This window comes from Kitasatospora sp. NEAU-69 (genome assembly GCF_057158765.1).
In genome coordinates, this window is the sequence record NZ_JBWXUE010000013.1 from 152,605 (window position 1) to 166,838 (window position 14,234).

9 protein-coding genes are annotated in these 14,234 nt (G+C 72.3%); 4 read left to right on the forward strand and 5 right to left on the reverse strand.

Going from position 1 to position 14,234, the window contains the following annotated elements; all coding sequences use genetic code 11:
• Positions 1-45: 45 nt before the first annotated feature.
• The gene (glgX, locus tag AC060L_RS17390) at positions 46-2,151 is read right to left on the reverse strand and encodes a glycogen debranching protein GlgX (protein ID WP_483799668.1); all 2,106 of its coding nucleotides are present in this window, start codon (positions 2,149-2,151) and stop codon (positions 46-48) included.
• A 380-nt stretch (positions 2,152-2,531) separates the two neighbouring features.
• Between glgX and AC060L_RS17395 the strand changes: the two genes are divergently transcribed.
• The 3 genes from AC060L_RS17395 to efeB all read left to right on the forward strand — a co-directional run bounded on the left by AC060L_RS17395 (position 2,532) and on the right by efeB (position 7,420).
• Positions 2,532-3,830: an SAV2148 family HEPN domain-containing protein gene (locus AC060L_RS17395; RefSeq protein WP_483799669.1), complete on the forward strand. Its 1,299-nt coding sequence runs from the start codon at positions 2,532-2,534 to the stop codon at positions 3,828-3,830.
• Between the two features lie 132 nt (positions 3,831-3,962).
• Entirely contained in the window at positions 3,963-6,053 is a 2,091-nt protein-coding gene (gene efeU, locus AC060L_RS17400; RefSeq protein WP_483799670.1) for an iron uptake transporter permease EfeU, read from the forward strand.
• Positions 6,054-6,103: 50 nt separating this feature from the next.
• Positions 6,104-7,420, forward strand: a complete 1,317-nt coding sequence (efeB, locus tag AC060L_RS17405; RefSeq protein ID WP_483799745.1) for an iron uptake transporter deferrochelatase/peroxidase subunit — start codon at positions 6,104-6,106, stop codon at positions 7,418-7,420.
• 19 nt (positions 7,421-7,439) lie between these two features.
• On the opposite strand, the gene AC060L_RS17410 is transcribed toward efeB, so the two are convergent.
• On the reverse strand, positions 7,440-8,054 hold the full coding sequence (locus tag AC060L_RS17410; RefSeq protein WP_483799671.1) for a hypothetical protein: 615 nt from the start codon (positions 8,052-8,054) through the stop codon (positions 7,440-7,442).
• Positions 8,055-8,357: 303 nt separating this feature from the next.
• On the opposite strand from AC060L_RS17410, the gene AC060L_RS17415 reads away from it, so the two are divergent.
• A complete protein-coding gene (locus AC060L_RS17415; protein WP_483799672.1) occupies positions 8,358-9,248 on the forward strand; it encodes an exonuclease domain-containing protein in 891 nt (296 codons plus the stop codon).
• Positions 9,249-9,297: 49 nt separating this feature from the next.
• Here AC060L_RS17415 and AC060L_RS17420 read toward each other — a convergent pair whose 3' ends face one another.
• From AC060L_RS17420 to AC060L_RS17430, 3 genes are all read right to left on the reverse strand, one after another.
• Complete coding sequence (locus AC060L_RS17420; protein ID WP_483799673.1) at positions 9,298-10,350, reverse strand: polysaccharide deacetylase family protein; 1,053 nt, start codon at positions 10,348-10,350, stop codon at positions 9,298-9,300.
• Between the two features lie 143 nt (positions 10,351-10,493).
• Positions 10,494-11,423 carry a phosphotransferase enzyme family protein gene (locus tag AC060L_RS17425; RefSeq protein ID WP_483799674.1) on the reverse strand — a complete coding sequence of 310 codons (930 nt, stop codon included), beginning with the start codon at positions 11,421-11,423 and terminating at the stop codon, positions 10,494-10,496.
• Positions 11,424-11,488: 65 nt separating this feature from the next.
• Positions 11,489-13,726, reverse strand: coding sequence for an MMPL family transporter (locus AC060L_RS17430; protein WP_483799675.1), 2,238 nt, complete (start codon positions 13,724-13,726; stop codon positions 11,489-11,491).
• Positions 13,727-14,234: the final 508 nt, after the last annotated feature.

Below are 14,234 nucleotides of genomic sequence, written 5' to 3' on the forward strand. Positions count from 1 at the left end.
CCTCTTTCCCGTTGGCCCACTCGAGCCCCCCTCCCCCCACGGCGCTCAGGCCGGGCGCTGCAGCACCAGCAGCGAGCGGTCGAGCAGCCAGAGGCCGTCGCCCGCCTTCAGCCGGTCACCGGTCCCCGGGGTCGGGAGTGTCGGCAGGCTGGTGTCGACCACCACCTGCCACTCGTCGCCGTGGTCCTTGGGCACGGTGAAGTAGAGCGACTCGTAGTGCGCGTTGAAGAGCAGCATGAACGAGTCGTCGGTGATCCGGCCGCCGCGCCGGTCGGGTTCGGAGATCGCCGCGCCGTTCAGGAAGACGGTGAGCGACTTCGCGTAGCTCGCGCTCCAGTCCCCGTCGGTCATCTCCTCGCCGCCCGGGGTGAACCACGCGATGTCGGTCAGGTCCTCGAGCGTCGCCGCGACCGGGCGGCCGCGGAAGAACCGCCGGCGCCGGAACACCGGATGGTTGCGGCGTAGCCAGACCATGCCCTGGGTGAACTCCAGCAACTCGTCGGCGCCCTGCCAGTCGACCCAGGAGAGCTCGTTGTCCTGGCAGTACGCGTTGTTGTTGCCGCGCTGGGTGCGGCCGAGCTCGTCGCCGTGCGAGAGCATCGGCACGCCCTGCGAGAGCAGCAGCGTGGCGATCACGTTGCGCTGCTGGCGGGCCCGCAGCGCGAGCACCTGCGGGTCCTTCGTCGGGCCCTCGACGCCGCAGTTCCAGGACCGGTTGAAGGACTCGCCGTCCCGGTTCTGCTCGCCGTTGGCCTGGTTGTGCTTCTCGTTGTACGAGACCAGGTCGCGCAGCGTGAAGCCGTCGTGGCAGGTGACGAAGTTGATCGAGGCGATCGGCCGGCGCCCGTCGTGCTGGTAGAGGTCGGAGGAGCCGGTCAGCCGGGAGCCGAACTCGGCCAGCGTGGCGTTCTCGCCGCGCCACAGGTCGCGCACGGTGTCCCGGTACTTGCCGTTCCACTCGGTCCACAGCGGCGGGAACTTGCCGACCTGGTAGCCGCCCTCGCCGACGTCCCACGGCTCGGCGATCAGCTTGGTCTGGGAGACCACCGGGTCCTGCTGGACCAGGTCGAAGAACGAGGAGAGCCGGTCCACCTCGTGGAACTGGCGGGCCAGGGTGGCCGCCAGGTCGAAGCGGAAGCCGTCCACGTGCATCTCGGTGACCCAGTAGCGCAGCGAGTCCATGATCAGCTGGAGCACGTGCGGGCTGCGCATCAGCAGGCTGTTGCCGGTGCCGGTGGTGTCCATGTAGTAGCGCCGGTCGTTCGTCAGCCGGTAGTACGAGACGTTGTCCAGGCCACGCATGGAGAGCGTGGGGCCCAGGTGGTTGCCTTCCGCGGTGTGGTTGTAGACCACGTCCAGGATCACCTCGATCCCGGCCGCGTGCAGCGCCTTCACCATCGACTTGAACTCCTGCACCTGCTGGCCCCGGTCGCCGACCGAGGAGTAGGAGCCGTGCGGCGCGAAGAAGCCGATCGTGTTGTAGCCCCAGTAGTTGGACAGCCCCAGGTCCCGCAGCCGGTGGTCGCGGACGAACTGGTGCACCGGCATCAGCTCGATCGCGGTGATCCCCAGCTTGCACAGGTACTCGATCATCGCGGGGTGGGCCAGCGCCGCGTAGGTGCCGCGGATCTCCTCGGGGATGCCGGGGTGCAGCTGGGTCAGGCCCTTGACGTGTGCCTCGTAGATCACCGAGCGGTGGTAGTCGGTGCGCGGCGGGCGATCGTTGCCCCAGTCGAAGTAGGGGTTGATCACCACCGAGTGCATGGTGTGCGGGCCCGAGTCGAGATCGTTGCGGCGGTCGGGCGCGCCGAAGTGGTAGCCGTAGACCGCCTCGTCCCAGGCGATGGTGCCGCTCATCGCCTTGGCGTACGGGTCGAGCAGCAGCTTGGCGCTGTTGTGCCGCTGCCCGCGTGCCGGATCGTAGGGGCCGTGCACCCGGAACCCGTAGCGCTGGCCCGGCTGGACGCCGGGCAGGTACGCGTGCCGGACGAAGGCATCGGTCTCTCTCAGCTCGATCGCGGTCTCGGTGCCGTCGGCCGCGAGCAGGCACAGCTCGATACGGTCGGCGCTCTCGGAGAACACCGCGAAGTTGGTGCCCACCCCGTCGTAGGTGGCACCCAGGGGGTACGGTTGCCCCGGCCAGACCTGCATACAAGCCTCAACTTCCCTGGTGTCAAAGAGGAGCTGACGCTCCCTCGGGAGTTGGCGCACCGCTGGGTGCGGTATGCCCGGGCGGAGGGTGCCACAATCTCCGCCCGCCGCCCAGCGTGACGCACGGCACACTGCTCGTTGACACGCTGTCAATGGCATCGTTGCCGCTTCGTCCCACTTTCTGACGCTCTTTCGGCGCACTTTCGCCCATACGGGTGTCCGATGGCACTGCGCGGAATATCCGCTGACGCTCTTTCGGATTGCGGTCGGGCAACGGCGCTGCGGCCTCCGGGGCCCGCCCAGTACTCTTGATCGTCAAGCCACTCCGCCCAGGATCCCCCATGGGGCCTGCCGGGCGGCGGTCGAGAGGTGAGTGACGGATGGTGTTCCCCGCCGACGACTGGCCCGACGGGCCCGGCGGAGCGGTCCCTCTCGACGGCCCGGGCGTCGGCGGCCGTGCCGAGGCGCCGACGGTGCTGCTCGGCCCGTCCGGCGGCGGCCGGCTGCCCGCGCAGCAGAAGGGGACCGGCCCTGGACTGCCGGACGGCGGCGCTCCGGTCTGGAGCACCGAGCAGTGGCAGCGCGCCTACCAGCGGGTACGGCTCACCGGGCGGGCGTACGTCTGGCTCAACCTGGTCGAGCAGCGGCTGCGGGCGCTGCTGGACGACCTGCTCCGCCCGGTCTACGCGCCCGCGCACGGCGCCGACTGGGTGACCGCCGCGGCCGGCCCGGTCGGCGAGGAGTGGGTGCGCCGGGCGGCCGCCGTCCGCGAGGTCAGCCGCCGCAAGGGCTACCTGCTCGACCCGGCCGACGACGACCCGCTGGTCTTCCTGACGCTGCCCCAGCTGCGCGAGCTCATGGTGCAGCACTGGCCCTGCTTCGAGCCGTACCTGGACGACCGCCGCGAGATCGAGCTGGCGCTGGACGAGCTGGAGGTCGCCCGGCACGTGGTCTCGCGCAACCGCAGCCTCTCGCCGACCGTGCTGGCGCAGACCGAACGGGCCGCCGCCCGGGTGCTCGGCCTGCTGGACGGCCGCGTGGCCGGCGCCGCGGGCCTGCCGGCCGACGTGATCGAGGAGCTGGTGGCCGGGCGGTTCGCCGACGTCACGGCGGTGCACGCCGACCGGATCCGGCTGCAGCGCGACCTGCCGGTCGAGGACCTGCTGGAGGGCGCCCGGCGGCTGGACGCGCTGGGCATCGCGCTCGGCATGCTCTGCCAGAACTTCACCGGCAAGCGGCTGGTCAGGCTCGCCGCCGAGGGCTGCCGGATACGGCTGCTCTTCCTCAATCCGGCGAGCAGTGCGGTGCGCCGGCGGGAGCGCGAACTGGGACTGGGGCGCGGCGAGCTGTCAAGGTCGATCGAGACGAACATCATGCACGTGCGCCGGGTCCGGGCCGCGCTGCGTGATCCGGGCGGTTTCGAGATCCGGGTCTTCGACGAGACGCCCCGGTTCACCGCGTACCTGGTCGAGGGCCCACGGCAGCCCGGTGCGCGCGGGCGGCGCGGCGGCGACCTCGGGGTGGTGCAGCCGTACCTGCGGCGCTCGCGCGGGATCGAGTCGCCGGCGCTGGTACTGCGGGCGGGCGTGACGGGGAGTGAGGAGAACGAGTCCGGACTGTTGGAGGTTTACCGCGAGGAGTTCGAGGGAGTGTGGACCGACTCGCGGCCCGTCAGCTGACGCCGCGCGGGCGTCCCGCTGCATGCGCACGACCCCCCTGGTGGACGGGTGTTCGGAGGCTGGCTAAGGTATGCCTAAGCTAAGTGCGGTCGCGCTTGGCGGTTCACGCATGCCTAGGGGAGTTCAGCACCCATGTGGGACGACGCTTTTCCAAGCTTTCTGATCGGCCTGAGGGAGGGCCTCGAGGCCGGTCTCATCGTCTCGATCCTGGTCGCCACCCTGGTCCGTTCCGGCCAGAAGGCCCGTCTCCCGCAGGTGTGGACCGGTGTGCTGGCGGCGATCGCCCTCGCCCTGAGCTTCGGCGCGGTGCTCACCTTCACGGCCGCCAACCTCTCCGGCACCGCCCAGGAGGCCTTCGGCGGCGCGCTGAGCCTGATCGCGGTCGCCTTCGTGACGGCGATGGTGTTCTGGATGCGGCGCTCGGCCCGCAACCTCTCCTCGGAGATCCGCGAGAAGGTCACCGCCGCGCTCGGCATGGGCGCCGGAATGCTGGTGCTCACCAGCTTCCTGGCGGTCGGTCGGGAGGGGCTGGAGACCTCGCTCTTCCTGTGGACCACCGCCCGCTCGGCCGGTGAGTCGACCGGCCCCGCGATCGGCGCCGGGGTCGGCCTGGTGCTGGCCACCGGGCTCTGCTGGGGCCTGTACCGCCGGGTGCTGAAGATCAACCTGACGAAGTTCTTCACGGCCACCGGCATCGTGCTGATCGTGATCGCGGCCGGCGTGCTCAGCTACGGCCTGCGCGACCTGCAGGAGGGCGGCGTGCTGCCCGGCGCGCACGCCTACGCCTTCGACCTGAGCGGTTCGCTGGACGCGGGCTCCTGGTACGCGACGCTGGTGCAGGGCGTCTTCAACCTGACCGTCACCATGACCTGGCTGCAGGTCGTCGCGTACGTCCTCTACCTGGCGATCGTGATGACGCTCTTCGTGCTCGGGCTGAAGGCCACGGCGCCGAAGCCGGTCGCGGCCCCGGCCCCCGCTGTCACCGAGGCTGCGACGGCTGCCGAGTCGGTCGAGTCCGCTGAGTCCGCCGCCGAGGAGCCGGCCGCCCCCGCCGCGTCCCGCAACCGCTGGCTGCTGCCGGCCGCGCTGGTGACCGTCCCGGCCGTGGTCGCCGGCATCGTGATCGCGGTCGGCGACGGCAAGCCGGCCGCCGCCGGAACCGTCACCGTCTCGGACGCCAAGAGCGAGTGCGGCAAGGGCTTCAGCGCCCCGCAGCCCGGCCAGCAGACGTTCCAGATGCACAACGCCGGCGGCAAGACCTCCGAGGTCTACCTGGTCAACCCGAGCACCAACGCGGTCTACGGCGAGATCGAGGGCCTGGCCCCCGGCACCACCCGCCCGCTCACCGCGACCATCGGCAGCGGCGACCTGGCCTGGCGCTGCGTGCCGACCGGCGGCGACGCCGTCACCTCGGCGAGCGTGCACGTCAGCGGCGGAGCGAGCGCCAAGGCTGTGCTCCCGGTCGCCGAGGACGACCTGAAGGCCCCGCTCGACTCGTACAAGGCCTACGTCAACGCGGGCCTGGCCACGCTGCTGACCCAGACCCAGAAGCTCCAGGCCGACGTGCACGCGGGCGACCTGACGGCCGCCAGGGCCGACTGGCTCACCGCGCACCTCCAGTACTCCTCGCTCGGCGCGGCCTACGGCACCTTCGCCGACCTCGACAAGAAGATCAACGGCCGGGCCGACGGCCTGCCGGACGGCGTCAACGACAAGGACTTCGGCGGCTTCCACCGGGTCGAGTACGGCCTGTGGCACAACCAGAGCGCCGCCGACCTCATGCCGGCCACCGACCAGCTCGTCGCCGACGTCGCCGACCTCGGGCAGAAGTTCCCCAGCCAGGACTTCGACGCGACCGACCTGCCGCTGCGCACCCACGAGATCCTGGAGAACACGCTCCAGTTCGAGCTCACCGCCGACACCGACGAGGGCAGCGGCACCAACCTGGCCACCGCCCAGGCCAACCTGGCCGGCACCCAGGAGCTGCTGACCGTCCTGCAGCCGCTGATCCAGCCGCGCGGCCCGCAGCTGCTCGACACGGTCAACGCCGGGATGAAGCAGCTCGGCGACCTGCTGGCCGCCCAGCACCACGCCGACGGCAGCTGGACCCCGGTGCAGCAGCTCGACGCGAAGACCCGGATGCAGCTCAACGGCGTCACCGGCCAGCTGCTCGAAGACCTCTCCCCGATCCCCGACCTTCTTGAGATCCGGAAGTCCGCCTGATGACCAGCCAGCACGAAACCACCGGCTCCTGCCCGTTCCCGCACCAGGCGATGGCCGCTGCGCAGGCTGCTCAGTCCGCGCAGGCCGCCCAGGCTGCTCAGAGCGCTGCCGCGTCCGGCTGCCCGGCCGCGCCCGCCCGGCGCAGCTTCCTGGGAGCGGCGCTCGGGGTCGGCGCGGCCGGTGCGGCGCTGGCCGGCGGCGCGTTCGCGCTCGGCAGCGGCGCGGCGCCCGCGGCCGCGGCGGAGGCGCCCGGCGCGAACGCCGCCGTCCCGTTCCACGGCGAGCACCAGGCCGGCATCCTGACCCCGCAGCCGATGGCCGCGATGTTCGTCTCCTGCGACGTGATCGCGGCGGACCGCCCCGCGCTGGAGCAGCTGTTCCACACGCTGACCGAGCGGATCCGGTTCCTGACCGCCGGCGGCACCCCGCCCGACCTCGGCGTCGGCGCGCCGCCCTCGGACAACGGGATCCTCGGCCCCACCGTGCTCAGCGACAACCTGACCGTCACGGTCGGCGTCGGCGCCTCGCTCTTCGACGAGCGCTACGGCCTGGCGAAGGCCAAGCCGGTCAAGCTCACCCCGATGAAGACGTTCCCGAACGACAACCTGCAGGCCGCCGAGCTGCACGGCGACCTCTCGCTGCAGATCTGCGCGAACAGCCAGGACACGGTGCTGCACGCGATGCGCGACATCGCCAAGCACACCCGCGGCGCGATCCAGATCAAGTGGCGGATCGACGGCTTCCAGAACGCCCCGCGCCCGGTCGGCAACCAGCGCAACCTGCTCGGCTTCAAGGACGGCATCGTCAACCCGGACGTCAAGTCCGGCCGCGAGATGGACAAGCTGGTCTGGATCAAGGACGGCGCCGGCGAGCCCGCCTGGGCGACCGGCGGCTCCTACCAGGTGATCCGGATCATCCGGATGCTGGTCGAGTTCTGGGACCGAGTCTCGCTCGCCGAGCAGGAGAAGATGTTCGGCCGCCGCAAGGACACCGGCGCCCCGCTGGACGGCGCGAACGAGAACGACACGCCGGACTACGCCAAGGACCCGGACGGCAAGGCGATCCCGCTGGACGCGCACATCCGCCTCGCCAACCCGCGCACCGACAAGACCGACGACTCGCGCATCCTGCGCCGCGGTTACAACTACGACCGCGGTGTGGACAAGGTCGGCAACCTCGACATGGGCCTCGCCTTCTGCTGCTACCAGCAGGACGTGACCCGGCAGTTCGAGGCGACCCAGACCCGCCTGATCGACGAGCCGCTGGTGGACTACATCTCGCCGACCGGCGGCGGCTACTTCTTCGCGCTGCCGGGCGTGCGGGACGCGAACGACTGGCTGGGGCGGGGGATGTTCGCGGCGGCGTGAGCCGCTGCCCGGCACGGCGTCAGGAGCGGCCGAGCGCCTGGTTCAGGTCGGGAACGGTGACGACCTGATCCGCCGGCGGCTCCTGGACGGTCACCGGCTCGCCGAAGTGGCCGAAGTCGACCGTCTCGGTGCCGTGTCTGACCTCCAGCAGGTACGGCTCGCCGTCCACCGCGATGACGGCGGAGGACGGCGCGTCGGTCCCGCTGAACAGCACGGTGACGGCCCGGTGACCCGCCAGGGTGGTCGTCGCCCCGTTCGTGGCCGTGCCCTGTAGCTCGCCGAAGATCGTCGTGGCCTGGTTGCAGGTCGTGGTCAGCGCGCGGAGTTCGAGGTCGCCGTCGGTGGACGAGAAGAGGTAGCGGCCCTTGTACTTGTCGGCGATCGGGCCGGGATGCCCGGCCCAGTAGGCGGCCTCCGGATGTATCCAGGCCTGGGTCGGCTCGCTGACGAAGGTCATGTCCAAGGTGCCGTCGGTCGAGTCGGTGCCGGCGCAGTCGCCGCTCTTCCCGTCGACCTCGAAGTGGCCCGAGGCGGAGCTGTCCTTCTCGTCGATCGCCAGTGAGGTCACCGCGCGCATCGCCGTCTGCGACCTGAGCAGCAACTGGTCGGCCGGCAGCGCCGCGAGGTCGGTCACCGCACTCGCACTCGCACTCGCGCGCGCTCGCCGCTGCCGGATGGTTCGCGGCGCCGCCCCCGCAGGCGGCCGCGCCGAGGGCCAGCGGCAGGCAGAGCAGGGTGCGGGTGAGCAGGCGCGGTATCGGCACGTGAGTGGTCCTCGTCTCGGTGGGGTGCGAACGGACCGTACCACCAAGATCACTGCTCGTCATCGGCCTTTCTCCCGGCGGCCCGCCGCGGTCCCCCCGCTCCGGCCGGGTTGTCACAGGCAGCGGCGATGATGAGTCACGTTGACCGACGGCCGGATGGAAGGGGCCTGGTGATGGGCGAGCTGAGCGACGGGCCACTGCGGTCCGGTGCACTGCTGGGCGAGGAGGCATCAGGACCGGCAGCGGGACCGCTGCCCGGCGGCGGGCCGCGCAGTGCGGCCCGGTGCGAGGTCGGAGCGAGTGAGGCGGGGGTGCGCGCCGCGGCGGCGAACGGCGGTGAGCCGGCGGTCGCCGGTGGGGTGAAGTGGTGGCAGGGGGCGCTGGTCGGCTTCGACCTGGAGACCACGGGGACCGACCCGGCGCAGTCACGGATCGTCAGCGCGGCGCTGGTGGAGACGGTCGGCGGCCGCCCGGTGCGGACCAGCCGGTGGCTGCTCGACCCCGGGGTGCCGATACCGGACGAGGCGCGGGCGATCCACGGGATCAGCGACGAGCAGGCGAGAACCCGGGGGCGTCCGGCGCCCGAGGCGGTCGAGGAGATCGCGGTGGCGCTCTGCGCCCGACTGGCGGCGGGCAGCCCGGTGGTGGCGTTCAACGCGCCGTTCGACCTCTCGCTGCTGGACGCCGAGCTGCGCCGGCACGGGCTGGCCGCGCTGGCCGAGCGGCTGACCGGCCGGCTGGTCGCGCCGGTGCTGGACGCGCTGGTGATCGACCGGGCGGTGGACCGCTACCGCAAGGGCTCGCGCAGCCTGCAGCGGGTCTGCGAGGTGTACGGGGTGGAGCTGACCGATGCGCACGAGGCGTCCAGCGACGCGCTGGCGGCGGTCCGGGTCGCGGTCGCACTCGGCGAGCGCTATCCGGCCCAGGTCGGCGAGTTGAGCCTGTCCACGTTGCACGAGCAGCAGGTCGGCTGGCACCGGGAGTGGGCGGTGGGGCTGCAGGCCTGGCTGCGCCAGGGCCGGGACCCGCACGCGGTGGTGGACGCCCGGTGGCCGATGCGCTGACTCCGGCGGTGAGCTGAGCCAGTGTCGGCCGACGTCGGCCGGTGGCGGGTCAGTTCGCGGGGAAGTCGAACGTGTAGCCCTGCTGGACCAGCCACGGGAGCAGCTGCTTCAGCGCGGCCACGGTCTCGCTGCGGTCGCCGCCGCCGTCGTGCATCAGGATGATGCCGCCGGGGTGCAGCTCGTGCTGCGCGGTGGCGACGATCTTGGCGACGCCGGGCTTGGCCCAGTCGCGGGTGTCCACCGTCCAGCCGAGCGGGCGCAGGCCGTCCTGCACGGCTATCTGGCGGTTGTCGGTGCTGAAGTCGCCGCCGGGCGCGCGGAACCAGCCGACCTGGCTGCCGGGGCCGCCGGCCGTGGTGATCATGTCCTTGGCCGCGTCGATCTCGTAGACCTGCTTGTCGTGCGCGAGCGTGTGCATCGGCTGCGGGTGGTGCACGGTGTGGTCGCAGAGCCGGTCGCCGTCGGCCAGGATCCGCTTGACCAGTGCCGGGTTCGCGGTGGCCTGCGGGCCGATCTCGCAGAACGTCGCCTTGGCGTGGTACTGCGCGAGCAGGTCCAGCACCTGGGGGGTGGCCGGGCCCGGGCCGTCGTCGAAGGTGAGCGCGACGGTGCGGCCGCCGGTCTCGGTGCGGTAGACGATCGCCGAGGAGCCGGCCGCCTCGCCTGCGGGCGGCGGCGCGGCCGCGAGCGTCGCAGTGCCGGTCGGCGAGCCGGCGGCGGTCGGTGAGGCAGGGGTGGTCGGCGATCCGGCAGCAGTGGTTGGTGAGGCGGGGCTGCTCGGTGAGGCGGGGCTGCTCGGTGACCCAGTGTGGCTCGGCGAGCCGGCAGTGGTGGGTGCCTCGGGGGTGGTCGGCGAGCCGGCGGTGGTCGGCGTGGGGGGCTTCAGGGTGGCCGTGGGGCTCAGCGAGATCGTCGGGTTGGCACCCGAGTCCGGGCCCGGCACGATGCTGACCACCGGGGACGGCGTCCGCGCCGCCGCGGCCGCCCCCGGGCCGGTGGCGGCCTGCGACCCGCACGCGCACGCCAGGGCCAGCGTGACCACGGCCGCGCACCCGGCGGCGGCGCGGCGGATCAGGGTGCGGGGCGTGCCCTGGTGCGGCATCGGGGCTCCTGGGGGGTGGTCCGGGCCGCGCGGGTGCGGTCTCGGCTGCTCCCTACGACGATGGCCGCTGATCCGTCAGTTCCGAAGCGATCAAATTTTCTTGAGACGATAATCACGTCGATCGCCGACGAACGGCACGGCCCTCAGTAGGCGTTCCAGCGCACCGCGTCCTCCCGCTCCCGCAGCGAGGCGACCCGCCGCCGGAATTCCGCCGCCGCCGCGGGATTTCCCGGCACGTGCTGGGCGACCCAGGCCGCGCTCGCCGTCTCCCGGGCGGCCCGCAGCACCGCGCAGCCGGCCCAGTCCCGGACGTCCCAGCCGTAGGCCCGTACGAAGCCGAGGTACGCCTCCTCGGTCAGGCCGTACCGCGCGCGGGCCAGCGCGAGCACCACCAGATCGTGCTCGCGCAGGTCGTCCGAGACGGTCTCCAGGTCGAGCAGCACCGGGCCGTCCGGGCCGACCCGGACGTTGCGCGGCAGCGCGTCGCCGTGGATCACGCCGGGGGCCAGTACCGGGGTCAGCTCGGCGAGTGCGGCGGTCAGCTCGGTGCTGCGGCCGCGCAGGAAGCCCGCGTCGGCCGGGTCCAGCCGGCCCGCGGCGGCGTCCAGCCAGCGTCCGACCGGGGCCAGCAGTTCCCGGCGCGGCAGCGGCCCGGCCGGACCCGCCGGACTCGGCGGGGGCGCGGGCAGCCGGTGCAGCGCCTGCAGCAGCGGCCCGAGGTCGGCGGGCGTGGCGTCCCGGACGGCCGGGCCGAGCCGCTGCCAGAAGCTGACCGGATGCCCGAGGACGTCGAGCGGCCGCTCGGGCAGCCCGGTGGCCGCCCGGACGGTCGGGATCCCCGCCGCGGCGAGCCAGCGGGCCACCGCCAGCTCGCGCCCGGCCCTGTCGGCCAGCTCCGGACCGCGCCCGATCTTGGCGACCAGCGGCGGACCGGCCAGTTCGAAGACCGCGTTCTCACCGAGTGCGAGCAGCCGCGCGCCGCTCGGCTCGGGCAGGCCGGCGGCGGCGCAGGCGCGGGCGAGCAGTACGCGGGCCCGGGGTTCGTCGAAGATCGGTCGATCGTGGTCGGTCATGCCGGAAAGCTACCGGTCGGCCCCTGGACTGCGGGACCGGCCGGTAGCTGTGGGGCGCGACAGGGTCAGACGGTGATCCGGCGGTGCCGGGCGCCCTCCGCCGAGTCCTGCGGCTCGCCCGAGCCGTGGGCCACCTCGGCCGGCCCGACCGGCGGCGCCGGCTCGCTGTGCGAGAGGTCGGGCAGCCAGTTCAGCCAGCTCGGCAGGTACCAGTTGCGCTCGCCCAGCAGGCTCATCACCGCCGGCAGCAGCACACCGCGGATCACCGTCGCGTCCACCAGCACGGCGACCGCCAGGCCGACGCCCATCTGCTTCATCGACTGCACCGACAGCGTGCCGAAGACCGCGAAGACCGCCACCATGATGATCGCCGCGCTGGAGACCACGCCGGCCGTCGAGCGGATCCCGTGCGCGACCGCCGCCCGGGTCGGCAGGCCGCGGTCGTGCGCCTCCTTGATCCGGGAGACCACGAAGACGTGGTAGTCCATGCTCAGCCCGAAGAGGATCACGAAGAGGAAGAGCGGCACCCAGGACTCCACCGCGCCGACCCCGGCGGTGCCGAGCAGCGAGGCGCCGACGCCGTGCTGGAAGACCAGGGCCAGCACGCCGTACGCCGCGCCGACCGAGAGCAGATTGAGCACGACGGCCGTGACCGCGATGCCGAGCGAGCGGAACGAGGCGAGCATCAGCACGAAGGCGAAGATCACGACGAACGCGAAGACCGGGAGCATGCTGCCGGTCATCTGCTTGTTGAAGTCGTGCGAGCCGGCCGTGTCGCCGGTCACCGGCGCCTGGGTGCCCGGCACCTTGAGCAGCGTGTTCGGCACCACGTCGCCGCGCAGGGCGTCCAGGGCGGCGATGCTGGTCGCGTCGTTGCCGCTGCCGTTGAGCGGGACGTCGATGATGGCGACGTTCTGCGCCTGGTGCACGGTGACGTCGATCGGGCCGTGCATCCGGCCACTGGCCAGCGCCCGGGTCTGGAAGTCAGCGATCGCCTGCCGCATCGCGGGGGAGGAGATGTCGGTGGCCTTGACCACGACGGTGGCCGGCGCCGGGCTGCCGGGGAACGCCGCCTCGATCCGCTCCGAGGTCTGCACCAGCGCGTTGTTCCTGGGCAGCTGCTGCTGGAAGGTGAGGTTCGCGGTGTGCATGGTGAGCAGCGGCGCCGCGAGTGCGATCAGCAGACCGCCGGCCAGCAGGGTCGCGGCGAGCGGGAACCGCAGCACGGGGGTGAGCACCGCGTTCCAGATCCGGCTGCCGTTGCCGGGGTCCTTCGCCTTCAGCCGGTGCAGGAACGGCACCCGGCCCTTCTCCACCCGGTCGCCGAGCATCGAGAGCAGCGCCGGCAGCACGGTCAGCGAGCCGAGCACGGCGGTGATCACCACGACGATGGTCGCGTAGGACATCGCCTGGAAGTCGGCGATCCCGGTGAGGAACATGCCGGCCATCGCGACCACCACGGTGACGCCGGAGACCAGTACGGCCCGGCCCGAGGTGGCGGCGGCCACCCTGAGCGCGCTCGCCGCGTCCCGTCCGGCCGCCCGCTCCTCGCGTTCGCGGCGCAGGTAGAAGAGGCAGTAGTCGACCCCGACGGCGAGGCCGACCAGCAGCATCACCGAACTCGCGTCGTCGCTGGTGTGCAGGAACCGGCTGCTCAGCGCGACCAGTCCGCCCGCCGCGATGAAGGCGGTGAGCGCGAGGCCGACCGGCAGCACGGCGGCGACCACGGCGCCGAACGCGATCAGCAGGATCCCCAGGGCCAGCGGCACGGCGGTCCACTCGGCGTGCGCGAAGTCGTTCTGGAACTGGTCGGCGAACCACTTCTGCGCGCTGGCCTCGCCGAACTCCTCGACCCGGAAGGAGGGGTCGGACTTCTGCACGCCGGCCACCGCGGTCAGCGCGGCCGGCACGTTCTTCAGCGCGTCGTCCTGGCTGCCGGGCAGTGTGAACTGGACCAGGGCGGAGTGCCGGTCGGCGGATATCGCCCCGGTGTCGTAGGGGGAGCGCAGGTCGGCGGCCTTGCCGGTGGCGTTCAGCGCGGCCGTCACCTGCGAGACCTTGGCCCGGAACGCGGGGTCGTCGGCGGTCAGCGCCGTGCTCTGCACCAGGACCGTCTCACCGGTCGGCTGCTTGAGGCCCGCCTGATCGAGGATCCTGGCCGCCTGGGCCACCTGGCCCGGCATCGACTCGGCGTCGGTGACCTTGTGGCTGCCGGCGGCGCCGCCGAGGACGGCGACCAGGACGACGAAGACCAGCCAGCCGAAGACCGCCGTCTTGCGGTGCCTGGCGCTCCAGGCCCCCATGACGGCGGCTAGTCCCTGACTGGAGCGTTGCGGCCTGGAGCGTTGTGGGCGTCGCCTGGTCGGGCGTGGCGTGGATGACACGGGAGTCTCCCCCGGGAGGAGCGGCGCTGCGGGCCGCTTCGCGAAGTGCCCGGGCGATGGTTCCGGGCTCGCAACTGACACTAGGGAAACCACACTTGGCCGGTAATCCGGCCAGCGGGTGAGCCGACCCTGGCCCTGGCCCCAGGGTCGGGGTGGGGTTTTCCCCAGGGTCATCCCTGGTCTCTTCTCCTGCCTGGGTACCGCGAGAAGTCCACCCTAGGGCGGAGGGATCTCCACCCGGAGTACGAGGTGAACCAGCCCATCGACGGGTCAGGATGGTTCGGGGTCGTCGAACGTCCCCGAGGGGGCACCCAGTGCGAGGGGCCTGCCGGTGACCTGTGGGTAAACCCACTTGCCGGTCGGCTAGTAAGTTCTCGTATGATGCTGCTTCCCGTACTTACCTGCCGACCGGCTAAGTCTCTTCGAG

Bases quoted from the DNA above. Each gene is read 5' to 3' on its own strand.
- glgX (WP_483799668.1), bottom strand. From the start codon at position 2,151: ATGCAGGTCTGGCCGGGGCAACCGTACCCCCTGGGTGCCACCTACGAC.
- AC060L_RS17395 (WP_483799669.1), top strand. From the start codon at position 2,532: ATGGTGTTCCCCGCCGACGACTGGCCCGACGGGCCCGGCGGAGCGGTC.
- efeU (WP_483799670.1), top strand. From the start codon at position 3,963: ATGTGGGACGACGCTTTTCCAAGCTTTCTGATCGGCCTGAGGGAGGGC.
- efeB (WP_483799745.1), top strand. From the start codon at position 6,104: ATGGCCGCTGCGCAGGCTGCTCAGTCCGCGCAGGCCGCCCAGGCTGCT.
- AC060L_RS17415 (WP_483799672.1), top strand. From the start codon at position 8,358: ATGGGCGAGCTGAGCGACGGGCCACTGCGGTCCGGTGCACTGCTGGGC.
- AC060L_RS17420 (WP_483799673.1), bottom strand. From the start codon at position 10,350: ATGCCGCACCAGGGCACGCCCCGCACCCTGATCCGCCGCGCCGCCGCC.
- AC060L_RS17425 (WP_483799674.1), bottom strand. From the start codon at position 11,423: ATGACCGACCACGATCGACCGATCTTCGACGAACCCCGGGCCCGCGTA.
- AC060L_RS17430 (WP_483799675.1), bottom strand. From the start codon at position 13,726: ATGGGGGCCTGGAGCGCCAGGCACCGCAAGACGGCGGTCTTCGGCTGG.